Annotated in this window: 20 protein-coding genes and 1 pseudogene; 2 read left to right on the forward strand and 19 right to left on the reverse strand. The window is 60.1% G+C overall.

Going from position 1 to position 25,687, the window contains the following annotated elements; all coding sequences use genetic code 11:
* Window positions 1–106 precede the first annotated feature (106 nt).
* The 17 genes from mdoH to hutC form a co-directional block, all read right to left on the reverse strand.
* Window positions 107–2,677, reverse strand: a complete 2,571-nt coding sequence (mdoH, locus tag ACYZUC_RS18370; RefSeq protein WP_461989588.1) for a glucans biosynthesis glucosyltransferase MdoH — start codon at window positions 2,675–2,677, stop codon at window positions 107–109.
* The gene (locus ACYZUC_RS18375) at window positions 2,670–4,487 is read right to left on the reverse strand and encodes a glucan biosynthesis protein G (protein ID WP_461989589.1); all 1,818 of its coding nucleotides are present in this window, start codon (window positions 4,485–4,487) and stop codon (window positions 2,670–2,672) included. Before ACYZUC_RS18375 ends, mdoH begins: the two co-directional genes overlap by 8 nt.
* Before the next feature lie 321 nt (window positions 4,488–4,808).
* On the reverse strand, window positions 4,809–5,246 hold the full coding sequence (dtd, locus tag ACYZUC_RS18380) for a D-aminoacyl-tRNA deacylase (RefSeq protein WP_008025248.1): 438 nt from the start codon (window positions 5,244–5,246) through the stop codon (window positions 4,809–4,811).
* Complete coding sequence (gene pip / locus ACYZUC_RS18385; protein WP_017336093.1) at window positions 5,243–6,214, reverse strand: prolyl aminopeptidase; 972 nt, start codon at window positions 6,212–6,214, stop codon at window positions 5,243–5,245. Before pip ends, dtd begins: the two co-directional genes overlap by 4 nt.
* Before the next feature lie 104 nt (window positions 6,215–6,318).
* Window positions 6,319–7,248 carry an alpha/beta hydrolase gene (locus ACYZUC_RS18390; protein WP_461989590.1) on the reverse strand — a complete coding sequence of 310 codons (930 nt, stop codon included), beginning with the start codon at window positions 7,246–7,248 and terminating at the stop codon, window positions 6,319–6,321.
* Between the two features lie 147 nt (window positions 7,249–7,395).
* Entirely contained in the window at window positions 7,396–8,343 is a 948-nt protein-coding gene (locus tag ACYZUC_RS18395; RefSeq protein WP_461989591.1) for a choline ABC transporter substrate-binding protein, read from the reverse strand.
* Window positions 8,344–8,610: 267 nt separating this feature from the next.
* Window positions 8,611–9,414, reverse strand: coding sequence for an N-formylglutamate deformylase (hutG, locus tag ACYZUC_RS18400; RefSeq protein WP_461989592.1), 804 nt, complete (start codon window positions 9,412–9,414; stop codon window positions 8,611–8,613).
* A gap of 10 nt (window positions 9,415–9,424) precedes the next feature.
* Window positions 9,425–10,630, reverse strand: coding sequence for an imidazolonepropionase (hutI, locus tag ACYZUC_RS18405; protein ID WP_192226838.1), 1,206 nt, complete (start codon window positions 10,628–10,630; stop codon window positions 9,425–9,427).
* 94 nt (window positions 10,631–10,724) lie between these two features.
* Window positions 10,725–12,257, reverse strand: a complete 1,533-nt coding sequence (hutH, locus tag ACYZUC_RS18410) for a histidine ammonia-lyase (protein WP_461989593.1) — start codon at window positions 12,255–12,257, stop codon at window positions 10,725–10,727.
* Window positions 12,258–12,388: 131 nt separating this feature from the next.
* Window positions 12,389–13,912, reverse strand: coding sequence for a histidine ammonia-lyase (gene hutH / locus ACYZUC_RS18415; RefSeq protein WP_461996731.1), 1,524 nt, complete (start codon window positions 13,910–13,912; stop codon window positions 12,389–12,391).
* A 144-nt stretch (window positions 13,913–14,056) separates the two neighbouring features.
* The gene (locus ACYZUC_RS18420) at window positions 14,057–14,887 is read right to left on the reverse strand and encodes a quaternary amine ABC transporter ATP-binding protein (protein ID WP_461989594.1); all 831 of its coding nucleotides are present in this window, start codon (window positions 14,885–14,887) and stop codon (window positions 14,057–14,059) included.
* Window positions 14,884–15,735: an ABC transporter permease gene (locus ACYZUC_RS18425; RefSeq protein ID WP_461989595.1), complete on the reverse strand. Its 852-nt coding sequence runs from the start codon at window positions 15,733–15,735 to the stop codon at window positions 14,884–14,886. Before ACYZUC_RS18425 ends, ACYZUC_RS18420 begins: the two co-directional genes overlap by 4 nt.
* Before the next feature lie 70 nt (window positions 15,736–15,805).
* Window positions 15,806–16,774, reverse strand: a complete 969-nt coding sequence (locus ACYZUC_RS18430) for an ABC transporter substrate-binding protein (protein ID WP_461989596.1) — start codon at window positions 16,772–16,774, stop codon at window positions 15,806–15,808.
* A 69-nt stretch (window positions 16,775–16,843) separates the two neighbouring features.
* Window positions 16,844–18,313 carry a purine-cytosine permease family protein gene (locus ACYZUC_RS18435; RefSeq protein WP_461989597.1) on the reverse strand — a complete coding sequence of 490 codons (1,470 nt, stop codon included), beginning with the start codon at window positions 18,311–18,313 and terminating at the stop codon, window positions 16,844–16,846.
* A gap of 142 nt (window positions 18,314–18,455) precedes the next feature.
* Entirely contained in the window at window positions 18,456–20,144 is a 1,689-nt protein-coding gene (hutU, locus tag ACYZUC_RS18440; protein ID WP_461989598.1) for a urocanate hydratase, read from the reverse strand.
* 451 nt (window positions 20,145–20,595) lie between these two features.
* The gene (locus ACYZUC_RS18445; protein WP_461989599.1) at window positions 20,596–21,165 is read right to left on the reverse strand and encodes a HutD/Ves family protein; all 570 of its coding nucleotides are present in this window, start codon (window positions 21,163–21,165) and stop codon (window positions 20,596–20,598) included.
* Window positions 21,162–21,830, reverse strand: coding sequence for a histidine utilization repressor (gene hutC, locus ACYZUC_RS18450; RefSeq protein WP_231987162.1), 669 nt, complete (start codon window positions 21,828–21,830; stop codon window positions 21,162–21,164). The genes ACYZUC_RS18445 and hutC overlap by 4 nt, the downstream gene beginning before the upstream one ends.
* Window positions 21,831–22,030: 200 nt before the next feature.
* On the opposite strand from hutC, the gene ACYZUC_RS18455 reads away from it, so the two are divergent.
* Window positions 22,031–23,395, forward strand: coding sequence for a formimidoylglutamate deiminase (locus tag ACYZUC_RS18455; RefSeq protein WP_008036578.1), 1,365 nt, complete (start codon window positions 22,031–22,033; stop codon window positions 23,393–23,395).
* A 113-nt stretch (window positions 23,396–23,508) separates the two neighbouring features.
* On the opposite strand, the gene ACYZUC_RS18460 is transcribed toward ACYZUC_RS18455, so the two are convergent.
* Both ACYZUC_RS18460 and ACYZUC_RS18465 read right to left on the reverse strand, forming a co-directional pair.
* Window positions 23,509–24,078, reverse strand: a complete 570-nt coding sequence (locus ACYZUC_RS18460) for a lipocalin family protein (protein ID WP_461989600.1) — start codon at window positions 24,076–24,078, stop codon at window positions 23,509–23,511.
* A gap of 31 nt (window positions 24,079–24,109) precedes the next feature.
* Window positions 24,110–24,364, reverse strand: coding sequence for a hypothetical protein (locus tag ACYZUC_RS18465; RefSeq protein WP_008028040.1), 255 nt, complete (start codon window positions 24,362–24,364; stop codon window positions 24,110–24,112).
* 295 nt (window positions 24,365–24,659) lie between these two features.
* Here ACYZUC_RS18465 and ACYZUC_RS18470 point away from each other — a divergent pair.
* Window positions 24,660–25,682, forward strand: a pseudogene (locus ACYZUC_RS18470) (HAMP domain-containing protein); the annotation flags it as partial.
* Window positions 25,683–25,687 lie beyond the last annotated feature (5 nt).

Genomic DNA, 25,687 nt, shown 5'->3' on the forward strand with positions numbered 1-25,687 from the left:
TCCGGGCGCACCAATTCGGGGACGGATGCTAACGCACTCGCTCGTTTGCACAAGTGTTTGGGAGCGATGACGCAAAAAAACCCCCGCTTTCGCGGGGTTCTCTTTGTTATGCCAACTGCGGTTGCGCACTCAGCGGCTTGAGCGGCAGCAACGGCGCATGGGGATCGGATTTCACCGATTTGCGCCAGGCTTCCAGCCACTCGGGGTGACCTTCGCTCCAGACCTGCTCATGCAAACGAGCCAGTGCTACCGGGTCGCTCAGCAGTTGCACACGCTCATTGTTGGTCAGACCTTCAGGCCCGACTTTCAACGCATGACGAACCCGCTCGATCCGCAGCCACTCGATTGGCTCGGCCTGACCGTGGCGCGATGTCGCCAGCGAGCACGCCAAAGCGTTCTGCTGTGGATCGACCACCGACCGGACGAAGCCGTCTTTCAGCGCATGCCAACGGTTTTCATGGGTGTACTGGTCAGTCGCCAGCAACGCCTGTGGCGGATTGTATTCCTCAGGGATCAGGAACAGGCTCTCGTCACGGGACTTCAGGCCCAGGCCAACACGACTGGAGATCACGGAAACCGGGATCGACAGCATCAACGAACCGACGATCGGCACCAGCCACCAGAGGAAGCTCGGGTTCAGCCAGATCACCAACAGGGCCCAGAAGAAGCCCAGCAGGGTTTGCGGGCCGTGGCGCTTGACCGCTTCGCTCCATGGCGTGGAGTCGTCGTCACGTTGCGGCGAGTTCCAGGTCGCGGCCCAGCCGAGGAACGCGGCGAGTACGAAACGGGTGTGGAAAATCATCCGCACCGGCGCCAGCAGCATGGAGAACAACATCTCCAGCAGCATCGACAGGGTCACCTTGAACTTGCCACCGAACTCTTTCGCGCCCTTGGCCCAGATCAGGATGATGCTCAAGAGCTTCGGCAGGAACAGCAGCACGATGGTGGTCGAGAACAGCGCAATGGCCTTGTCCGGGTGCCATTGTGGCCACAGCGGATAGAGCTGGCGCGGTTCAAGGAAGTACTGCGGCTCCATCAACGTGTTGACCGCCAGCAGCGCCGTCGACAGCACGAGGAAGAAGAACCACAACGGCGCCGACAGGTAAGACATCACGCCGGTGAGGAATACCGCACGGTGAACCGGGTGCATGCCCTTGACCAGGAACAGGCGGAAGTTCATCAGGTTACCGTGGCACCAGCGACGGTCACGCTTGAGTTCGTCCAGCAGGTTCGGCGGCAATTCTTCGTAGCTGCCCGGCAAGTCGTAGGCAATCCACACGCCCCAACCGGCACGGCGCATCAGCGCGGCTTCAACGAAGTCGTGGGACAGAATCGCACCGGCGAACGCGCCTTTACCGGGCAACGGCGCCAAGGCGCAGTGCTCGATGAACGGCTTCATGCGGATGATCGCGTTGTGGCCCCAGTAGTGCGATTCGCCCAACTGCCAGAAGTGCAGACCGGCAGTGAACAGCGGACCGTACACGCGGGTCGCAAACTGCTGCATACGCGCATAAAGAGTGTCCATGCCCGACGCACGCGGCGCGGTCTGGATGATCCCGGCGTCCGGCGTGGCTTCCATCAGGCGCACCAGACTGGTCAGGCATTCGCCGCTCATCACGGAGTCAGCGTCGAGCACGACCATGTACTTGTAGTCACCGCCCCAGCGACGGCAGAAGTCGTCGAGGTTGCCGCTTTTGCGTTTTACGCGACGGCGACGGCGGCGATAGAAGATCTTGCCGAAACCCTTGGCTTCGCGGCAGACGTCCAGCCAGGCCTGCTGTTCGGCGACGCAGATGTCCGCATCGTTACTGTCGCTGAGGACGAAGAAGTCGAAGCGGTCCAGGTCACCCGTGGCAGCGACCGACTCGAACGTCGCGCGCAGACCGGCGAACACCCGTGGCACGTCTTCGTTGCAGATCGGCATCACCAGTGCGGTGCGAGCGTCTTTGGGGATCGGCTCGTTGCCGGCACTTTTACCGGAGATACGGTATTTATCGTGACCGGTGAGCAACTCGAGGAAGCCCATCAGCGCGGTCCAGAAACCGGCCGAGACCCAGCAGAACAGAATCCCGAACATGATCAGGATGGTGGTCTGCAGCGCATACGGCAGCACTTGCGTGACGGTTTGCATCAGGGGTTGATGCAGGACTTCGTTGAGGTCGACGAACGACCAGCCCTGGTACGGCATGATGCCTTTCATGTACCAGCCGGCGACGATGGTTTGACCGAGCATCAGTACCAGCAAGATGTAACGGCGGATCGAACCCACAGTGCGCCAGCGGGCCGCCGGCAGCACGTTCTCGTCTTTCGGCGGGGCCGGCGGATTGGTGCGACCGGTCAGACGCCGCCAGCCACGCACCAGAATGTTGGTGCGCCACGGCTCCGGTACGACTTTGGTCCGGCGGATCGGCGGGGTTGCCTTGAGGCAAACACGACCGCTGGCGTCGAGCACCAGCATTTCCGCTTCTTCCAGCTCTTCAGCGGTGTTCAGGGTCAAACGACGGCCGACCGAGGCTTGAGCCGCCTCGACCGGTGCATCGAACGTCGAGGACGACAGACGCTCGTGGAGTTCGCTGAACGACTTGCAGCCCGCGAGTTCCGCGCGCTGCTCGTCGGTCATCGGCAGATGCGCCAGATACTCGGCAAGAGTTTCTGGCTGAACTTGAGAATTACTCATCGGCAGGCAACTGATAGCTCCAGGTCTCGGTCAGGACTTCTTCAGTCGCTGTCGATTCCGGTGTGGCTGGGGCCGCGTCGGCAGCAACAGGCTGCTTGGCGTCTTTGTTGTTCGCCTTGTCCTTGGCATCTGCAACTGGCTTGGCTTCGGCCTGCTTGGCCTCGGCGGCCTTCGCTTCCTTGTCCGCTTTCTCCGCTTGCTTGGCAGCGACCTTGTCGGCCTTGGCAACGGAAGAGGTGGACGATGGGATCGAAGTCTTGGCCAGGTCTTCAGGCACGATGTTCTGCACCAGTGCGGCACGCATTTCGGTGGACTTGCCCGGATCCTTGATTTTCATCCGCAGGGTCAGGCGCCAGCCCTTGGTTTCAGGGTTGTAGCGCACGCTGTTCTCGACCAGCTCGGCATTATCACCCACGCTGACCTGACTGCGAACGTCGGCATCGGCCGGCAACGCCGCCAGGGACGGACCTTCGAAATCCACCAGATAGGCAACGCTGCCGTCCGGCTGACGAATCAGGTTGGACTGCTTGACGTCGCCGGTGGAACGCAAGGTCTGTTTGACCCAGGCGCTGTCCGGTGCGTGAATCGCCGCTTCGTCCATGGTCCAGTGCAGGCGGTAGCCGAACTCCAGCGGCTGACCAGGCTCAGGCAGTTTTTCCGGGCTCCAGAAGGCAACGATGTTGTCGTTGGTTTCGTCGGCAGTCGGAATTTCGACCAGGTCGACAGAACCCTTGCCCCAATCGCCTTTTGGCTCGATCCAGGCACTTGGACGCTTGTCGTAGCGGTCATCGAGGTCTTCGTAGTGGCTGAAGTCACGGCCACGTTGCAGCAAGCCGAAACCGCGCGGGTTCTCGATCGAGAAGTTGCTCACCGCCAGGTGTTTCGGGTTGTTCAGCGGGCGCCAGATCCACTCGCCGTTGCCGGCATGGATCGACAGGCCGCTGGAGTCGTGCAGTTCGCGGCGGTAGTTCAGCACTTTCGACGGCTGGTTGGCGCCGAACAGGAACATGCTGGTCAGCGGCGCAACGCCAAGCTTGGTGACTTTGTCACGCAGGAACATCTGCGCCTTGACGTCGACAATGGTGTCGCTGCCCGGACGCAGGGTCAGGCGATAGGCACCGGTGGCGCGTGGCGAATCCAGCAGCGCGAAGATCACCAGGTGCTTGTCGCCCGGCTTCGGCTGTTGAATCCAGAACTCACGGAAACGCGGGAATTCTTCGCCGGACGGCAACGCGGTATCGATTGCCATGCCGCGAGCGGACAAGCCATACGTGTGACCCTTGCCGACAACGCGGAAGTAACTCGCGCCGAGCATGGTCATGATTTCGTCTTGCTTGTCGGCCTTGTTGATCGGGTACAGCACACGGAAACCGGCATAACCCAGTTGTTCGGTGGCTTTAGGATCAAATTTCAGGTCGCCGAAATCGAAACGAGACGGGTCGTATTTGATCTCTTCGACGGTGTTGGCCGTGATTTCGTTGATTTTCACCGGCGTATCGAAATGCATACCCTGGTGATAGAACGAAAGCTTGAACGGGGTTTTCTGATCGGCCCATTCGGCTTTTTCGGTCAGGAAACGAATTTTTTGATAGTCCGCGAATTTCATCTCACGGAATTCGTTCGGCAGGTTACTGCGCGGGGCTTCGAATTTCTGCCCGGCCAGCTCTTTTGCCTTGACCGATACATCATCCAGATTGAATGCCCAAAGCTGGCCGGCGCTGAACAGGCAGAGCAGTGCAGAGCCCGCTACCAGTGCGTTTCGTAGCCGTTTGGCTGACAATCTTGGTGCATTACAGGGACTAACAATCACGAGCAACCCTCGCCGAAAACAGATCAAAAAACCAACGGCCAGTTAAAGGGCCTGTGAGGTAAACGGGATGAAAAACCCGTCCCTACAAACCACTCTTGCCAAGTTGGCGAGCATTGTTCCGACTCCTATGGGGCTAAATGATTCCCCAACAGGCCCAGGACAAGTCTCTACCTAAGTCAAAACGGACCAACGAACGCTGATCCCCGTAGCGCGCGATTATCTAGTAGGCCGCGTTACAACGCATCAGGCGCAACAAAGTATTTCTCGCGAAAAACCCCTGTTTTCAGTGAAAAAGCGCTTAAAAACTTGTTTCAAGCGCTTTCAGGTCTGTAACAGGAAGGTTACCGGGCCATCATTGACCAGGTGCACCTGCATATCCGCGCCGAATCTACCTGATGCCACTGTGCCATGCACCTGTTTCGCTTTCTCTAATAGATAGTCGAAAAGCTCCTCGCCCAGCGCCGGAGGGGCAGCGGTTGAAAAACTCGGGCGCAACCCGTTTTTGGTGTCGGCGGCCAGGGTGAACTGAGAGACCAGCAGCAACCCGCCCCCGACATCCGCCAGGGACAGATTCATCTTGCCCTCGGCGTCACTGAACACACGATAGTTAAGCAGCTTATGCAGAAGTTTGTCGGCGCTGGCCCGAGTGTCCTCGGGCTCGACCGCCACCAATACCAACAAACCCTGATCGACGGCACCGACCACCTCCCCCGCTACCTCGACGCGCGCGCCACGCACGCGCTGCAACAGGCCCTTCATGCTTCTTCTGGGGACAGGTCGAGCAGGCGCCGGGCCATCTGATCGGCGGCGCGCACCAAGGCATCGGTAATGCCGGGTTCGGAGGCGGCATGCCCGGCATCACGGATGACCTGCAGCTCACTGTTCGGCCAGTTCTGATGCAGTTCCCAGGCGTTATCCAGCGGGCAAATCACGTCGTAGCGACCGTGAACGATCACGCCCGGCAGATGGGCGATCTTGCCCATGTCGCGGATCAACTGATTCGGCTCGAGGAACGCATTGTTGGTGAAGTAGTGACATTCGATGCGCGCGATGGACAACGCGCGTTGCGGTTCGGAGAAACGATCGACCACCAACGGGTTCGGACGCAAGGTCGCGGTCCGCCCTTCCCAGGTGGACCAGGCTTTGGCCGCGTGCATCTGGGCGATCTGATCGTTGCCGGTCAGGCGCTTGTGGAAAGCGCTGAGCAAGTCTTCGCGCTCATCCAGCGGGATCGGCGCAATGTAGTCTTGCCAGTAATCAGGGAACAGACGACTGGCGCCCGCCTGATAGAACCACTCGATTTCCTGCGGACGGCAGAGAAAAATCCCACGCAGGATCAGACCGTGCACACGCTCCGGATGGGTTTGCGCGTAGGCCAGCGCCAGGGTCGAGCCCCACGAACCACCGAACAGCACCCATTTATCGATGCCCAGATGCTGGCGAATCCGCTCAAGATCGGCGACCAGATCCCAGGTGGTGTTGTTTTCCAGGCTGGCGTGGGGCGTGGAGCGACCACAACCGCGCTGGTCGAAGGTGACGATGCGATACAGGTTCGGATCAAAAAAGCAGCGACTCTGAGCATCACACCCGGCACCGGGGCCGCCGTGGATGAACACCACCGGCAAACCTTCCGGTGAACCGCTTTCGTCTACATACAGGGTGTGGGTTTCATCGACAGCCAGATCGTGCCGGGCGTGGGGTTTGATCTGCGGGTACAAAGTCTGCATTGCGCGCTCCGTAAGGGGTCGAGGTCATCCCTGGGGGGACTTCTATTATTCTGCCGTTGGGCATCATAAACCCGATTTACGTCAATGAGCATGCCCATGCAGAGTCAGAGTTTTGCCACCCGTTTTTTTGCCAAATAACCGAGCAGCGTTTCGTAGAGCGCATCGACCTCCGCGACCTGACCCCGCGCCCGTAGACAGCCATGAACCAGCCCTTCCCCGTAATAAAGCGTCGCGGCCACGCCCGCAGCGTTCAGGCGCTCGGCGTACAGCACGCCGTCATCGCGCAGCGGGTCGAACTGCGCCACCGCGATCAATGCCGGCGGCAATCCGCGCAAATCCCCGGCGAGCAACGGCATGGCATAGGTGCCAGGCGTTTGAGTGCCGCGCAAATACAAGGCGTGATAACAATCCACGTCACTGCTGCTGAGCAGCGGGGCGTCGCTGCATTCACTGCGTGAAGGCAAACGGTGATCGCCACCGAGGCCGGGATAGATCAGGACTTGCGCCGCCGGCAGTGGTTCGCCCGCATCGCGCAGTGCCAGGCATAGCGCGGCGGCGAGATTGCCACCGGCGCTGTCGCCCGCCACCAGCGTATGTGCGGGGTCCAGCTGAAACGGCCCGGAGCGCAGCGCTCGCCAGACCTTCAGGCAGTCATCGAACCCCGCTGGAAACGGATGCTCCGGTGCCAGACGATAGTCCACCGCGATCACCAACACGCCGAGCGTCGACGCCAGTTCGGCGCAGATGAAGTCGTGGGAATCCAGATCCCCCACCACCCAACCGCCGCCGTGCAGATACACAATGCACGGGCTACCGTCGGTCGAAGGCAAAGCTGCGGGCTGATAGGACCGAATCGGTACACCGGCCAATACAACATCCACTACGTATAGCCCGGCGGGACGCGGCGGGGTGAACGCCCGGCACATCTCGCTGTAGGCCTGGCGCAGTCCGGCGAGGCTGGTGTCGGTGGCGTTGAAGCTGACGGTTTTCTCGACGAATGCCGTCATCGCGTCAGAAAGGGGATAAGTTTCCATGGATCTGCCGCCGCGGTTTTGTGGAGAGTGGGATAACCCTGTGGGAGCGGGCTTGCTCGCGAAGAGGGAGTGTCAGGCAACATTAATGCTGCCTGACACTCCCTCTTCGCGAGCAAGCCCGCTCCCACAGTTTTTTTGCGGTGATGGTCAGTTTTTCAGGCTGGCCTGGACGGTTGCAACACCATCCTTGCCATCAAAACTGCTGACACCGGCCAACCAGCGCTGCAGGTCTTGCGGATGATCACGCAGCCACTGCTTGGCCACATCCTGCGGCGTCTTGCGCTCCATGATCGGCACCATCAGCTGACTTTCCTGCGACGCGGTGAAGGTCAGGTTTTCCAGCAAGCGGTTCACGTTCGGGCAACGCTCGGCGTAGTCCGGAGACGTCACGGTGGAGACCGTCGCCGCGCCTTCGTTCGGCCCGTAAACGTCTTCGCTGCCGGTCAGGTAAGCGATTTTCATGTTGATGTTCATCGGGTGCGGAGTCCAGCCGACGAACACCACGAACTCCTTGCGATTCACCGCCCGTTGCACAGCGGCAAGCATGCCGGCCTCACCGGACTCGATCAGTTTGAAATCCTTCAGGCCGAACTGATTGGACTCGATCATGGTTTTGATCGTGGTGTTGGCGCCACTGCCCGGCTCGATGCCATAGATTTTGCCGCCGAGCTGATCTTTGAATTTGGCGATATCGGCGAAGGTTTTCAGCCCTGCCTCGGCCACGTATTCCGGCACGGCGAGGGTTGCCTGGGCGTCGGCCAGGCTCGGTTTTTCCAGGACCTTCACTTGATTGGCGGCCAGGAACGGCGCGATGTTCTTGTCCATCGCCGGTTTCCAGTAACCGAGGAAGATGTCCAGGCGCTTATCGCGGATGCCGGCGAAGATGATTTGCTGCACGGCGCTGGTTTGCTTGCTTTCGTAGCCAAGGCCGTTGAGCAGCACGTCGGCCATGCCGCTGGTGGCGATGACGTCGGTCCAGTTGACCACACCCATGCGCACGGCTTTGCAGGAAGCGTCCTCACTGGCCAGGACAGGGGTGCTCAGGAGAGCGGTACCGCAGAGGATTGAGAGACAGCAGGTCAACAGTCTTTTCATTGGGAATGATCTCGTGCGGCAGAATTATTATGAGTCCGGTGTCTTGATGCACCGTGTCCAGAACATTACGCAGCAGTGAGAGACCAAAAGCGAACTGTAGCGACCGAGATTTGCACGGTGGCGACTAAAGTGAACGCTTCACCTGTGGGAGCGGCGGTGCGACGATTCGACTTGCTCGCGAAGGCGGTGTGTCAGTCGACATCAATGGTGTCTGACACACCGCCTTCGCGAGCAAGTCGAATCGTCGCACCGCCGCTCCCACCAGGGTTAAGCGTTGTAGTGTTTTTGGCCCCAGGACAGCAGCCCTTGCAGCAGCTCCTTGAGCACCACTTGTGTCGGCTCTGCCAGATCCGGGCGATAACGGAACGGCTCGAACTCTTCCATGTAGGTGCACTGGCCCAACTCCAGTTGCACGGCGTGGATGTTTTGCGCCGGATTGCCATAGTGCCGGGTGATGTGGCCGCCCTTGAAGCGTCCGTTCAGCACATGGCTGTAATCGGTGTGGCTGGCGCAGATCGCTTCCAGTTGAGTCGCCAACTGTGGATCGCAACTGGCGCCGTTGAACGTGCCGAGGTTGAAGTCCGGCAGCTTGCCATCAAACAGGTGCGGGATGATCGAGCGGATCGAGTGCGCATCAAACAGCAGTGCATAACCGAATTCGGCTTTCATACGCGCCAGCTCGTTCTGCAACGTGCTGTGATACGGCGTCCAGACCTGCTCCAGATATGTCGCGCGCTCAGCCGCCGACGGTTCCATGCCTTCACGGAACAACGGAATGCCGTCGAACAGCGTCGCCGGATACAGACCAGTCGTGGCGCCGACATACAAAGGTTTGTCGTCGGACGGTCGGTTCAGGTCGATGACAAACCGCGAGTACTCGGCAGCCAGGGTGCTGGCGCCCAGTTCGGCAGCGAATTCGTAGAGTGTCGGGATGTGCCAGTCAGTGTCCGGCAAGCTTTTCGCGTCGGGGATCAACCCGGCTTCAACCGCCGGGGTCAGGCGCACGCCAGCGTGAGGCATGCTGATCAGCAGCGGCACGCGGCCTTGTTTGAAGTTCAGAACCTTATCCACAACTGCTCTCCTAAACGCTTGTTTCGACGCCGTGACGCACGACGCGTTTTTCCAGGTCACCGCCCAGCCAGTACGACAGGTCGGCGGGACGATCGATTTGCCAGGCGACGAAGTCAGCAACCTTGCCGGCTTCCAGCGAACCATGGGTGTCGGCCATGCCCAGCGCGGTGGCGGCATGAATCGTCGCACCGGCCAGGGCTTCTTCCGGGGTCATGCGGAAACAGGTGCAAGCCATGTTCAGCATCAAACGCAGCGACAACGCCGGTGACGTGCCGGGGTTGAGGTCGCTGGCGATGGCGATTTTCACCCCGTGTTTGCGCAACGCATCCATCGGCGGCAATTGGGTTTCGCGCAGGAAGTAGAACGCGCCGGGCAACAACACGGCGACCGTGCCGGACGCGGCCATGGCGATGGCGTCTTCTTCGGTCATGAATTCCAGGTGATCGGCGGACAGAGCGTGATAACGCGCCGCCAGGCTCGAACCGTGCAACGACGACAGTTGCTCGGCATGCAGCTTCACCGGCAAGCCCAGTTTTTGCGCAGTGACGAACACGCGCTCGACCTGTGCGGGCGAGAACGCCAGGTATTCGCAAAACGCGTCCACCGCATCCACCAGCCCTTCGGCGGCCAGGGCCGGGAGCATCTCGGCGCAGATGTGATCGATGTAGTCGTCGGCGCGATCCTTGTATTCCGGTGGCAAGGCGTGGGCTGCCAGGCAGGTGCTGCGCACGCTGATCGGCAGTTCGGCCCCGAGACGGCGGGCCACGCGCAGCATCTTGCGTTCGTTGGCCAGGTCGAGACCGTAGCCGGATTTGATTTCGATGCTGGTCACGCCATCGCGCATCAAACTCTTCAACCGCTTGGCGGCGCTGGCGAACAACTCGTCTTCACTGGCCGCCCGCGTGGCGCGCACGGTGCTGGCGATACCACCGCCGGCCGCGGCGATTTCCGCATAGCTGACGCCTTGCAGACGCTGTTCGAATTCACCGCTGCGGTTACCGCCGAACACCGTGTGGGTGTGGCAGTCGATCAGGCCCGGCGTAACCCAGGCCCCGTTCAAATCGTTGACGGCCGGGTATTCACCCGCCGGCAGTTCAGCACGTGGGCCGATCCACTCAATGTGCGCACCGGACGTCACGATGGCCGCGTCCTCGATGATCGAGTAGACGCCTTGCGCCATGGTTGCGACGTGGCAGTGTTGCCAGAGAGTTTTCATCCCGTAATCTCCACAATGTTCAAAATCGTATCGCCAGCAAGCCGGCTCCTACAGGGTCAATACTGTAGGAGCCGGCTTGCTGGCGATGGCGCCCTTACAGGCTAGGCAGCAACTTCGCCGTCACCAGTTCATTCAGGCAACGCGTCGCCAACAACTCAGTCGCCGCATTGATATCCGGCGCAAAGAAGCGGTCCTTCTCATAAAACGGCACTTCTTTACGCAGAATCGCCCGAACCTTTTCCAGTTTTGGCGAGGTCTTCAGACCTTCACGCAGGTCCAGGCCTTGAGCCGCGGCCAACCATTCCACCGCCAGAACGCCGCGGGTGTTTTCCGCCATTTCCCACAGACGCTTGCCGGCAGCCGGAGCCATCGACACGTGGTCTTCCTGGTTCGCCGACGTCGGCAGGCTATCCACCGAATGCGGATGGGACAACGCCTTGTTCTCGCTGGCGAGTGCCGCAGCGGTCACCTGGGCGATCATGAAACCGGAGTTCACGCCGCCATTGGCCACCAGGAACGGCGGCAGTTGCGACATGTGCTTGTCCATCATCAGCGAGATGCGGCGTTCGCTCAACGAGCCGATTTCAGCGATGGCCAGGGCCATGTTGTCGGCGGCCATCGCGACAGGTTCGGCGTGGAAGTTACCGCCAGAGATCACGTCACCTTCAGCAGCGAACACCAGCGGGTTATCCGAAACGGCGTTGGCTTCGACGGCGAGCACTTCGGCAGCCTGACGGAACTGGGTCAGGCAGGCGCCCATGACTTGCGGCTGGCAGCGCAGGGAGTACGGGTCCTGGACCTTTTCGCAGTTCTCGTGCGAATCGGACACTTCACTGCGCTCGCCCAGCAGGTCGCGGTAAGCGGCAGCGGCGTCGATCTGGCCTTTCTGGCCACGGGCGGCGTGGATACGGGCGTCGAACGGCGAGCGCGAACCCAGCACCGCTTCGACGGTCAGGCCGCCCAGCGCCAGGGCGCCCGCGAACAGATCTTCACCTTCAAACAGACCGCGCAATGCGTAAGCGGTGGACACCTGAGTACCGTTGAGCAGCGCCAGGCCTTCTTTCGCGGCCAGGGTCAGCGGGGTCAGACCGGCGACTTTCAGCGCTTCGGTCGCTTCCATCCACTCGCCTTTGTAACGAGCCTTGCCTTCACCCAGCAGCACCAGCGACATGTGGGCCAATGGCGCCAGGTCGCCGGAGGCACCGACCGAACCTTTCAATGGAATGTGCGGGTAAACCTCAGCGTTGATCAGGGCGATCAGCGCGTCGATGACCACGCGACGAATACCGGAGAAACCACGGCTCAGGCTGTTGACCTTGAGCACCATGACCAGACGCACCAACGCGTCGCTGATCGGCTCGCCGACGCCAGCGGCGTGGGACAGCACCAGCGAGCGCTGCAGGTTTTCCAGGTCTTCGCTGGCGATGCGGGTCGAGGCCAGCAGGCCGAAACCGGTGTTGATGCCGTAAGCGGTGCGGTTCTCGGCGAGGATCTGTTCCACGCAGGCAACGCTGGCTTCAATCTGGGCAGCAGCGCTGTTATCGAGGGTGATTTTGACCGGTTGCTGATAGACATCACGCAGTTGGGCAAGGCTCAGTTGGCCGGGGATCAGGTTTAGTGCAGTCATTTTGTGCTCCTTTTGAGAGTTTTTATTCTTCATAAACGAAGAAGACTCACCAGACGCTCCGGAGATATCCGTTGTCCGTCGCGACTCGCTTTTTGGGAGCCGCGCCTTGGCACGTTGGTGTTGTGTGGAAATCAGTTCAGATTCGGTAAAGCCTTGTGCAGCAAATTCGAGTCTTTCAATACGCCGGCAGCGGCGGCGATGTCCGGCGCCAGCCAGCGATCCTGGTCGTAGGCCGGAACACGCTCACGCAGCAGACGCCACGCCGCATCGGTGCCGGCGCCGAAGCGTTGCTCTTTGAGGAACTCAAACGCCTGGGCCGCCAGCAAGTACTCGATGGCGAGGATCTGCGTGCAGTTTTCCAGCGCGCGGTGCAGCTTCAGCGCGGCGTTGGTGCCCATGCTCAGGTGGTCTTCCTGCAAGCCGGAAGTGACGTAGTTGTCGAGCACCGCCGGTTGCGCCAACTGGCGGTTTTCCGCACACAGCGAAGCGGCGACGTATTGCACGATCATCATCCCGGAATTCACCCCCGGATTGGCCACCAGGAACGCCGGCAGACCGCTGACGTGCGGGTTGATCAAACGGTCCAGACGTCGTTCGGCGATGGAACCGATTTCGGCCATGGCGATGGCCAGCAAATCAGCTGCCATGGCCACGGACTGACCGTGCGGGTTGGCTTGGGACATGACGCGGAAGTCATCCGGCGTGCCCAGCAGCAACGGGTTGTCGGTGCAGCCGTTGAGCTCGGTTTCGATCTGTTGAATCGCGTGGGCCAGTTGATCCCGTGCGGCGCCGTGGACTTGCGGGATCGACCGGATGCTCAGCGCATCCTGCGTACGAATGCCTTTGCTGCTGGCAATCACTTCGCTGCCATCGAGCAGCGAGCGCAGGTTGATCCCGACCTGTTGCATTCCCGGGTGCGGTTTCAGGGCGATGATCTCGGCGTCGAACGCAGCGATCTGACCACGCTGGGCTTCGAAGCTCATGGCGCCTATCACGTCGGCCCATTGCACCAGACGCGTCGCATCGGCAATCGCCAGGCAGCTGAGGCCGCTCATGCACGGCGTACCGTTGACCAGGCACAAACCGTCCTTGGCACCGAGTTGAACAGGTTGCAGGCCTTCTTCAGCCAGCGCCTGTTGAGCGGAAACAATTTGCCCGCGATAGCTGACATTGCCGACACCCAGCAGTGCGATGCCGATGTGTGCCATGTGGGTCAGGTAACCGACCGAACCCTGGGACGGCACTTGCGGGGTGATGCCGCGATTGAGCAGCGCCAGCAGCGCTTCGACCACCCGGCGATGAATGCCGGATTTACCGTGGCTGTAATTGCGGATCGCTGCGCACATGATCGCGCGGGTCTGCTCGTCGGTCAGTGGTGCGCCGACGCCACAGGCGTGGCTGAGCAAAGTATTGCGCGACAGTTGGCTGAGCTGTTCGTCTTTGAGCGAAACGTTGCAAAGTGCGCCCAGACCGGTGTTGACGCCATAGGCGCGTTCACCGCTGGTGACGATGCGCTGGACGATCGCCTGGGCATTGTCGATGCGTGCCCAGGTCTGGGCCGACAGCTCGAGTTGTGCGCCGTGACGGGCTACCGCGACCACATCCTGCCAACGCAGCGGGGCATCGGCGATAACGATTTTTTCAGCCTGGGACATCATTAACCTCATGCGTACAACCTGAATATTGATGCAGCTTCACCGGCGCCTTCGCGGGCAAGCCTCGCTCCTACAAGGTTCAGCGCAGACCTGTAGGAGCGAGGCTTGCCCGCGAAGAGGCCAGCACAAGCACCGCAAATCTCTTTAAACCACTGCCGCCCGTCGCTGTACGAACCGGTCGACATACTCATCCGCCGGTGAATGCAGGATCTCTCGCGGCGTGCCGACCTGAATCAGGCGGCCATCCTTGAGGATCGCGATGCGGTTGCCGATGCGCACGGCCTCGTCGAGGTCGTGGGTGATGAAGACGATGGTCTTGTGCAGGGTCTTTTGCAGCTCCAGCAACTGGTCCTGCATCTCGGCGCGAATCAGCGGATCGAGCGCACTGAAGGCTTCGTCCATCAGGATGATGTCGGTGTCCGCCGCCAACGCACGCGCCAGGCCTACACGCTGACGCATACCACCCGAGAGCTGATGCGGGTACTTGTTTTCGTAGCCCTTGAGGCCCACGGTGTTGATCCAGTGCAGCGCGCGTTCAGTGCACATCTGCTTGCTCTCGCCGCGCACTTTCAGGCCGTAGGCGACGTTGTCCACCACGGTCTTGTGCGGCAACAGGCCGAAGCTCTGGAACACCATGCTGATCTTGCGACGACGAAATTCGCGCAGGGCTTCCATGTCGTATTGCAGGATGTCCACGCCATCCACCAGGATCGCGCCGCTGGTCGGGTCAATCAGGCGGTTGAAGTGGCGCACCAGGGTCGATTTGCCGGAACCGGACAGGCCCATGATCACGAAGATCTCGCCGCTGCCGATGCTCAACGACAGGTCGTTCACGCCGACCACGCAGCCGGTTTCGGCCAGCACCTGATCCTTCGTTTTGCCCTGGCCGATCATGCCCAGCGCTTCCTTGGAACGGTTGCCGAAAATCTTGAAGACGTTTTTGACTTCGATTTTGCTGATGGCTTCGTTGCTCATTTGCTCACCTCATGCCGTGCACGACCGTACGCCTGTGTAATGCGGTCGATCACCACTGCCAGAATCACGATCGCCAGACCGGCTTCAAGGCCACGTCCGACGTTGAGGGTCTGAATCCCCACCAACACATCTTCACCCAGGCCACGGGCACCGATCATCGAGGCAATCACCACCATCGACAGGGCCATCATGGTGGTCTGGTTGATCCCGGCCATGATGCTCGGCAGGGCCAGCGGCAGTTGCACACCAAACAACTGCTGCCAGCGGTTGGCACCGAAGGCGTTGATCGCTTCCATCACTTCACCGTCGACCTGGCGGATACCCAGATCAGTCAGGCGGATCAGCGGCGGCGCGGCGTAGATCACGGTAGCGAAAATCGCCGGGACCTTGCCCAGACCGAACAACATCAGTACCGGGATCAGGTACACGAAGCTCGGCATGGTCTGCATGATGTCCAGCAACGGCATCAGTATCGAACGCAGGCGATTGCTGCGTGCCGAGAGAATGCCCAGCGGAATGCCGATCAACACCGAAATGACCGTCGCCACCATCATCAGCGCGAGAGTCTGCATCAGCTTGTCCCAGAGGCCGACCGCGCCCACCAGGAACAACAAACCAACGATCACGGCGGTGGTGACGACCTTGCGGGTGGCGTGCCAGGCAACGCCCGCCACGATCGCCAGCATCAGCCACCAGGGCGCCGCACGCAGCAGCCCTTCAAGATTGACGATGGCCCACAACAGGGTGTCGGAGATGTGCCGGAACACGTCGCCGTAGTTGGTGACCAGCGAATCGACCCAACCGTTGACCCAGTCGGCGATGGAAAAGGTAAAGCTTTCGGGAAACATAAGAGACTCTCAATCAAGGGGTTGCGATCAAGCGTCCGACTGCCGCTGACGGCAGTCGGAGAGGCTTAACCTACAAGGCCGCGTCGATTTTCTTGGCTGCGTCGTCGCTCACCCATGCGTGCCAGACTTCAGGATGTTCCTTCAAGAAGATCTTGGCCAGTTTTGGTGACTCGATCCGCTCTTTGGCCATACGCCCGAGGTTCTGGTTCAGCAGGTCGATCGGCAGGTTGACCTTTTCCAGCACGGCCACCAGTTCCGGGGCTTGCTCGTGGAAGGTCTTGGACAGGCCGACTTTGATGGTCACGCGCTTGTCCACGCCCGGCTTCTCTTCGAGTTTCACCAGGTCAACCTGGCCCATCAGCGGCGTTGGCGACCAGTAGTAGAACAGGATCGGCTCGCCACGCTTGTAGCTCGACAGCACTGCGGCATCCAGTGCCGGGCCGGTGCCCGGACGGAAGTTGGTGTAGCTGCTTTCCAGGCCGTAGCTTTTCAGCATTTCGCTGTTGTCCAGCTCACAGGTCCAACCCGCCGGGCAGTTGTAGAAACGGCCCTTGGCTGGCTCTTCGGCGTCCTTGAACACAGCGGCATACTTGCCGAGGTCAGCAATGTTTTTCAGGTCCGGCGCCTTGGCTTCCAGTTTGCGCTTGGCATCGCCTTCAATCACGTAACGCGGCACGTACCAGCCTTCGACAGCGCCGACAACCGGAGCGCCAACACCGACAACTTTGCCGGCCTTCTCGGCCTTGTTCCAGACTTCACTGCGGCCGACCCACTCTTCGGCAAACACTTGAATGTCGTTGCTGCTAAGGGCGTTTTCCATGGTGATGGAGTTGCCTGGCAGGCTGTCGGTCTTGCAGTCGTAGCCTTTCTCCAGCACGACTTGCAGCACGTCGGTCAGGAGCATGGCGCTTTCCCAGTTCAGGCCGGCAAATTTCACCGGTTTGCCCGATTCGCACCAACCGGCTGCCTGAGTGGCGCCGGCGCTGGCCAGCAGGCCCATGGAAAGCAATGTGGTCAGCAGGGTCTTGTTCGATTTCATTGTTGTGACGCTCCTAATCATGAATTGGCTTACGGCAGTCAAGAGGCATCCAGCCCTGTCCACGTCCAATCAGGCCTGCGCCGCAGCGCGACCGACATTCAGCTTTTGTTCGGTGATAACGTCCTGCTCGACCGGCAGGATCAGTTGATCGGGCACTGTGCCGTGCCATTTTTTTGCACACACGTAATACAGGGCGGCGGGAATCACCAGGCCGATGATCCAGGAGATATCCACATCACCCAGAGCGGCCACCAGCGGACCCGTATAGAACTTGCTGGAGATGAACGGCAGCTGAACCAGCACACCGAAAACATAGACGCTGATACCCAGAACGTTCCAACGACCGTAACGACCGTTCGGATCGGACAGCGCCGGCACGTCATAGCGCTCGCGGGTGATGCAGTAGTAGTCCACCAGGTTGATCGCGCTCCATGGGGTAAAGAACGCCAGCAAGAACAGGATGAAGGACTTGAACGCACCGAGGAACGAGTGCTGGCCGAGCAACGCCATCAGGGTCGCCGTACCGACGATGACCAGCACAAACAGCAGACGCTGCAAGCGCGTTACTTTCAGGTCACCACGGAAACCGCTGATGATGGTCGCGATGCACATGAAGCTGCCGTAGGAGTTCAGCGTGGAGATGGTGACCTTGCCAAACGCAATGCTGAAATACAGCAGCGCCGCGGTGGCACCGGTACCACCCAGACCCACGATGTAGGCCACTTCGTGACCGGCGAATTGCCCATTGGCCGAAGCGGCGGCAAACACGCCGAGGATCATCGCCACCTGCGCGCCAATGACCGAACCTGCACCCGCGGCGAAAAAGGTTTTCACCGAGGAAGTCTTGCTCGGCAAGTAGCGTGAATAGTCAGCCACGTAAGGACCGAAGGCGATCTGCCAGGACGCCGCGAGCGACACCGCAAGCAGAAAGCTGCTCCAGCTGAAGTGGCGGATTTGCAGAAGAGCGCCAACGTCAGTCTGGCTCATCAAACGACTGAACAGGTAAACGAAGGCAATCACACCAATGACGCTGGCAATACGACCAATCCAATGGATCACCCGATAGCCCAGCACCGTGACCAGCACGATGACACTGGCGAAGATGAGGATACCGACGGTGTCACTGACGCCAAACAACTGGCCCAGCGCCTGACCGGACAGCACGGTGCCCGTTGCGGTGAAACCCAGGTACATCAGGCACACCAGCACGATCGGGATCGCCGCGCCATAAACGCCGAACTGCACACGGCTGGAGATCATCTGCGGCAGCCCAAGCTTGGGCCCTTGCGCAGCGTGCAGCGCCATCACCCCGCCGCCGAGCAGTTGACCGATCAACAGACCGATCAACGACCAGAACACGTCACCGCCCAGCACCACGGCCAGGGCCCCGGTGACAATCGCGGTGATTTGCAGGTTGGCACCCATCCACAGCGTGAACTGGCTGAACAGACGACCGTGTCTTTCCGCTTCCGGGATGTAGTCGATCGAGCGTTTCTCGATCAACGGTTTGCTGCCTGCACGATCGTTGTTAACAGCCATGATTCAACCTCTGTGGATTGTTCTTCCGGGTTGGTGATCTCCTGTAGGAGCGAGGCTTGCCCGCGAACCGCGGTGGGTCAGTAAAGACGCCTTCGCGGGCAAGCCTCGCTCCTACAGGTTTTGCGTAGTGCCTAAGGCTGTTTTATTTACCGGTAATCATCGGCAGGTTCAGCCCTTGTTCCTTGGCGCAGTCGATCGCGATCTGGTAACCCGCATCGGCGTGACGCATAACGCCGGTGGCCGGGTCGTTGTGCAGAACGCGAGCAATACGCTCGGCCGCTTCGTCAGTACCGTCGCAGACAATCACCATGCCGGAGTGCTGGGAGAAGCCCATGCCGACGCCGCCGCCGTGGTGCAGGGAAACCCAGGTCGCGCCGCTCGCGGTGTTCAGCAGGGCGTTGAGCAGTGGCCAGTCGGACACGGCATCGGAACCGTCTTGCATCGATTCGGTTTCGCGGTTCGGGCTCGACACCGAACCGGAGTCCAGGTGGTCGCGACCGATAACGATTGGCGCGGACAATTCACCGCTGCGTACCATTTCGTTGAATGCCAGACCGAGCTTGGCGCGCAGACCCAGGCCAACCCAGCAGATACGCGCCGGCAGACCCTGGAAGCTGATGCGCTCGCGCGCCATGTCCAGCCAGTTGTGCAGGTGGGCGTCGTCCGGGATCAGCTCTTTGACCTTGGCGTCGGTTTTGTAGATGTCTTCGGCGTTGCCCGACAGTGCAGCCCAACGGAACGGGCCGATGCCACGGCAGAACAGTGGACGGATGTAAGCCGGTACGAAGCCTGGGAAGTCGAATGCGTTTTCCACGCCTTCTTCCTGGGCCATCTGACGGATGTTGTTGCCGTAGTCGAAAGTCGGGATGCCCATTTTCTGGAAATCCAGCATCGCTTTAACGTGCACGGCCATCGATTGCTTGGCGGCTTTCACCACGGCAGCAGGCTCGGTCTTGGCACGAGCGCGATACTCTTCCCAGGTCCAGCCGGCCGGCAGGTAACCGTTGAGCGGGTCGTGGGCGCTGGTCTGGTCGGTGACCATGTCCGGGCGCACACCGCGGCGGACCAGTTCCGGCAGGATTTCAGCGGCGTTACCCAGCAGGGCGATGGAAATCGCTTTGCCTTCCTTGGTGTATTTCTCGATGCGGGCCAGAGCGTCGTCGAGGTCTTTGGCTTGCTCGTCGACGTAACGGCTGTTCAGACGGAAGTCGATGCTGACCTGTTGGCATTCGATGTTCAGCGAGCAAGCGCCGGCCAAAGTTGCAGCCAGAGGCTGAGCGCCGCCCATGCCGCCGAGGCCTGCGGTCAGGACCCAACGACCTTTGAGGTCATCGTTGTAGTGTTGGCGACCGGCTTCGACGAAGGTTTCGTAGGTGCCTTGAACGATGCCTTGGCTGCCGATGTAGATCCAGCTGCCGGCGGTCATCTGGCCGTACATGGCCAGGCCTTTGGCGTCGAGTTCGTTGAAGTGTTCCCAGCTCGCCCAGTGTGGCACCAGGTTGGAGTTGGCGATCAGTACGCGCGGGGCGTTGGTGTGGGTCTTGAACACGCCGACCGGCTTGCCGGATTGCACCAGCAGGGTCTCGTCGTCGTTCAGGTTGGTCAGGCTTTCGACGATCTTGTCGTAGCATTCCCAGTTACGTGCCGCACGACCGATACCACCGTAAACCACCAGCTCTTTAGGGTTCTCGGCGACTTCCGGGTCGAGGTTGTTCATCAGCATGCGCAGCGGCGCTTCAGTCAGCCAGCTCTTGGCGGTCAGCTTATTACCGCGGGCGGCACGGATTTCAACGTCACGAAACTTAGTAGGTTTCTGGGTATTGTCAGTCACGAAAAAGACTCCTCAGCGATCAATTCAAACCAACCCTGGCGGTGGGCAAGCCAGCCTGTGCGCGTGAAAGCGACACAAGCGAATCAGTGGACGCTGCGGAGAGTCTCGATCGACTCATACGCATACGTCTTTACTTGTACATACAAGCATATGCAATCAAGCGGCCAACTTGTTGGATGGGTGTTCAAGAAAAGTTTTTTGAAGGCTGGAAGGCCCTTGGATCAAGGGTTTTGGAGAAGATGAAATTTTTCGGGAGGATTTTGCGGAGGGGAGGACTGTTGTTACTTGAGCGTGGTTTTGCGCCACGCTGGGGCGTTCGGTAACAAGTTGGTGCGCGTTGGGGAACGAATTTATGGTGCCGAAAAGCATCGCGGGCAAGCCCGCTCCCACAGGATATTCACCGGACCTGTGGGAGCGGGCTTGCCCGCGATAGTGTCGCTTGAGTTCTGGATCAGCGTGCAGTCAGCTCAATCACGCAGCACGCGCCGCTGCTGGAAACTTCCAGCAGGCCGGCGTTACCAACAAGTTGCAGGCAATCATGGCGACCCAATTGCTGGGCATTGTTACCGACCTTCACTTCCAGCGTATCGCTAACGCTGAAAACCAGCACAGTCCCCGCTTCGCTGAAAAACCGCTGTTCACCGCTCAGCCATTGCAGCCGTGCGCTGTAACGCTGCGGAGCATAAATCAGGTTGAAATCTCGGATCGCCCCGCCGAGCAAGGTGCAGGACACCTGGCTCTCGCCACTAAAGGCAAATGGATCGAGCGGTAACAGTGAACGCGTGATCTGGCCATCAACCGACAAGGTCATGCCGTCGCCTTGCAGCACGGTGATGATCCGCTCGTAACCAGCGAAGGTGGAAAACCCGCCCGACTCACCAATATCGGCAATCGACAGGCGCCAGCCGAAACCGTCGAGGCCTGTTCCCGCATCGCGAGTGATTTCTTCGGTGCTGCCGCCGCCGTTTTTCCACGGCATGCGCGGGTAATCTTTGGCACGTAAAACTTTCAGCTCATTCATTTATGGAACCGACCTTCCAGACGATGACGGGAACCGGGGTGGATCAAACGGGCGGCGGTCACCGGCTGACGACCAGACCAGGTGCGGCGACGAATCAGCAGGCACGGCTCGCCTTTCTCAATCTGCAGCAACTTGCATTCGCTGGCCTCGGCCAGAATCGCCTCGACCACATGCTCGCCTTCGGTCAGCGGCGCGACCTGGTTCAGATAGGCGTAAGGCGTTTGCAGGGTGAAGTCCTGCTTGAGGTAGTCCGGGGCGACCAGCGCGTTGACGAAACGGTCTTCGATTTGTACCGGAATATCGTTTTCGAAATGCACGATCAGCGAGTGGAAGACCTTTTGACCTTCACGCATGTCCAGCGCCAAAGCGCGCTCGGAACCGGCGGCCTCTTCTTCAAGGGTAATGACCTTGCAGGTATGGCGATGGCCACGGGAGGCGATTTCGTCGGCGATGTTGTGCACTTCGAACAGCGCGGACTGGCTTTTCGGTTCGGCGACGAACGTGCCGACGCCTTGCATACGCACCAACAGACCGTCGGCAGTCATCTCGCGCAACGCGCGGTTGATGGTCATGCGGCTGAAACCGAGTTGGCTGACCAGCTCGCTTTCCGACGGAACGCGGTAGTGCGGCGGCCAGTTTCCACTGTCGATTTGCTGGGTGATCATCTGTTTGACGCGGGCGTACAAGGGCGCCGGACTGTCGCCCAGATTGGCGCTCAGATTGGCATTCGGCGGCAATGTGGCAGACGGAGTTGGCACGGTTAATCCTTGTTCATTTGTTGAGGGCTACTAGCTTGCCGGAGTTTACCGGGCAGGCAAACGTCTGTATATGTATATACAAATAACACACGATGGGGTGCTGAACCATGTCCGCCTTCTTTGCCGAACGCGCGCTGCTGCCTAGTGGATGGGCCAACAATGTACGTCTTGAGGTCAGCGCCGACGGCGTTTTGACCCATATCCAGGCCGATTCCCACGCAGATGGCGCCGAACGGCTAAGCGGTCCGCTGCTGCCAGGCATGCCGAATCTGCACTCCCACGCGTTCCAGCGAGCGATGGCCGGGCTGGCGGAAGTGGCAGGCAATCCGAACGACAGTTTCTGGACCTGGCGCGATTTGATGTACCGTCTCGTCGGAAAAATCAGCCCGGATCAACTCGGCGTAATCGCCCGTCAGCTGTACATCGAAATGCTCAAGGCCGGCTACACCTCGGTGGCGGAATTTCATTACGTGCACCACGACACAAGTGGCCAACCGTATGCAGATCCGGCCGAACTGGCGCTGCGCATCAGCCAGGCGGCCAGCTCCGCCGGCATCGGTTTGACTCTGCTACCGGTGCTCTACAGCCATTCCGGTTTCGGCGGCCAGACGCCGAACGACGGTCAGCGGCGCTTTATCAACAGCACTGAAAACTACCTCAAGCTTCAATCGCGCTTGCAGCCGATCCTGGCGCAGCAACCGGCGCAATCGCTGGGCCTGTGTTTCCACTCGTTGCGTGCGGTAACACCGCAGCAGATCAGCGAAGTGCTGGCGGCCAGCGACAAGCAGTGCCCGGTGCACATTCACATCGCCGAGCAGCAGAAGGAAGTCGACGACTGCCTGAGCTGGAGCGGTCGCCGGCCGCTGCAATGGCTGTACGAAAACACTGAAGTCGACCAACGCTGGTGCCTGGTCCACGCGACCCACGCCAACCCGGAAGAAGTGACGCTGATGGCCAAGAGTCGCGCCATTGCCGGTTTGTGCCTGACCACCGAAGCCAACCTCGGCGACGGGATTTTCCCGGCGGTGGACTTCCTCGCTCAAGGCGGGCGCATGGGCATCGGTTCTGACAGCCATGTGTCGCTGAGCGTGGTGGAAGAATTGCGTTGGCTGGAATACGGCCAACGCCTGCGCGATCAGCGGCGTAACCGGTTGTATGGCGCAGATCAGCCGATGGTCGGCCGTACGCTGTACGACGCAGCACTCGATGGCGGCGCGCAGGCGATGGGACAGCCGATCGGTGCGCTGGAAGTGGGCAAACGGGCAGATTGGCTGGTGCTGGACGGCAACGATCCGTACCTGGCGACCGCCAGTGGCGACGGGATTCTCAATCGTTGGTTGTTTGCCGGCGGCGATCGCCAGGTGCGCGATGTGCTGGTCAATGGCCAGTGGGTTGTGCGCGATGGGCGACATGCCGCAGAAGAAGAAAGTAACCGCGCGTTCACCCAAGTCCTGCGCGATCTCTTGGGCTGACACAAACCACCTGTAGGAGCCGGCTTGCTGGCGATGGCGGACTGTCTATCAACAGTGATGTTGAACATGACGGCCCCATCGCCGGCAAGCCGGCTCCTACACGGGATATGTAATCAATTCGAGGTCTTGGCCATCTGCGTATCCGTCGCACGCCAGATCAACCGCGTGGTGTCATACCCCTGCTGACGCGCCTTGCTCAGCAGTTCTTCGCGCACTACACCGTTGACCGTCGGGGTTCGCGACAGCAACCACAGATAGCGGCGGCTCGGGTCGCCGACGATTGCGGTCTTGTAGTCGTCGCTGACGAACAACACCCAGTATTCGCCCTTCGCCACGCCCGGTATCAACCGCGAAAACCAGGTATCGAACTCGACCCACAACTTGTCGGTCTTGCCCGGCACCTGTGGATAAGCCGTGCCCTTGGCCTCTTCCCATTGCCAATCCGCCGTCAGGCAGCGATTCAGCACCAGGATGTTGCCGTCCGGCTTGAGCGTGTAATGCGCTTCGGATTGCGCACAGTTGCGCTGGAAATACATCGGCAGACGCGCCAACTCGTACCAGGTCCCTTGGTACTTCTTGAGATTGACGCTGTTGACCGTTTTCGGCGCCAACGGATCTTCACCAGAAGTGGCGCAGCCGGCCAATACCAGGCTGGCAAAAAGGAGGATCAATAACCGCTTCATTGTTTTTCTCCCGTGGGCGTATCGCCCCGGTTTACTTCAGGCCTTGGCCGGAAAACATCAACACTTTGTCACCGGCGTACTGCACGCTGATAAAGCTGTTCTTGTCGCCCCAGGTGCAACTGGACATGCCGAGCGCGCCCGCGCAGTCGGTAGGTTTGCCCAGCAAGGTTTCAACCTCGGCCTTGGCCATGCCTGTCGACAACTTGGAGTAGTTTTCCTGATTGATTTTGCCGCACGCGGCCAGCAACACGCAGAACGAAAGCAGGGCGATGGAACGCAGCGACATTGTGTAGCTCCTGGGACAAAGGGGAATGGCATGACTGCCAAGCTGAAGCTTAGAAGAGAAAACCCCTGTCTGGTTCCCTGACCGAGCGCCTATTTATCGGGCCGCTCGTCTGCCTTTTGCCGAAAAATCAGCCACTTTCTCGCGTTGTTGAGCATTTCGTCGGTTTTGACAGAATCCGCCTAATCTTTGGCGCCGCTCAGTCGACATAAAAGGCAGCGCAAAGCCCGTTCCTGTGGCAAATTGACGCCCCTTGTCGACCAGCACCTCCGCGGTAGTTCATTTAATGACCAGAAACATGAAGTTCAGCCACAAAATCCTGTTGGCTGCTGCCCTCGTGGTGGCCGTTGCATTCGCCTGTTTTATCCTGTTCAACGACTACCGCCAGCGCCAGACCTTGCGCAGCAGTACCGAATCGTCGATGCAGGAACTCGGCAGCCTGACCACCAGCAACATTCAAACCTGGCTGGAAAGCCGCATCCAGCTGCTGCAATCGTTGTCCCAACAGATCGCCGTGGACGGCAGCGCCCAGGCCAGCCTCAAGCGCGCCATCGACCTGCCGGCCTACACCAGCAATTTCCAGCTGAGCTACTTCGGCGGCACTGATGGCGTGATGTTTTCGATCCCGGCCGGCAATCGTGCTGCGGACTACGACCCTCGCGCACGCGGCTGGTACAAGGCAGCAAACAGCGCACAACAGACCATCGTCACCGAGCCCTACATTGCCGCGTCCTCCGGCAAACTGGTGATCACCGTCGCCACACCGGTGCAGCGCCAGGGCCAAATGATCGGCGTCGCCGGCGCCGACATTGACCTGTCCAGCGTCAGCGCGATCATCAACTCGCTGAACTTCGGCGGTCACGGCCATGCGTTCATCGTCAGCGCCGACGGCAAGATCCTGATTCACCCGGACAGCAAACTGGTCCTCAAAAATCTGGCCGACGCCTACCCGAACGGCGCGCCGCAAGTCAGCCCGGGGATGAAAGAAGTCGAGATCGACGGCAAGCGCCAGTTCATCTCCTTCACCCACGTCAACGGCGTGCCGTCGGCAAACTGGTACGTGGCGCTGGTGCTGGATCAGGACACCGCGTTCTCGATGCTCAGCGAATTCCGCACTTCCGCGTTCATTGCCATGGTTATCGCGGTAGTGATCATCATCGCGTTGCTGGGCATGCTGATCAGTTTCCTGATGCAGCCGCTGCTGACCATGGGCCGCGCCATGCATGACATCGCCGAAGGTGAAGGCGACCTGACCAAACGCCTGACCATTCACGGTCACGACGAATTCGGCGCGCTGGGTACTTCGTTCAACCGCTTTGTCGAGCG

This window comes from Pseudomonas sp. GT1P32 (assembly GCF_054897805.1).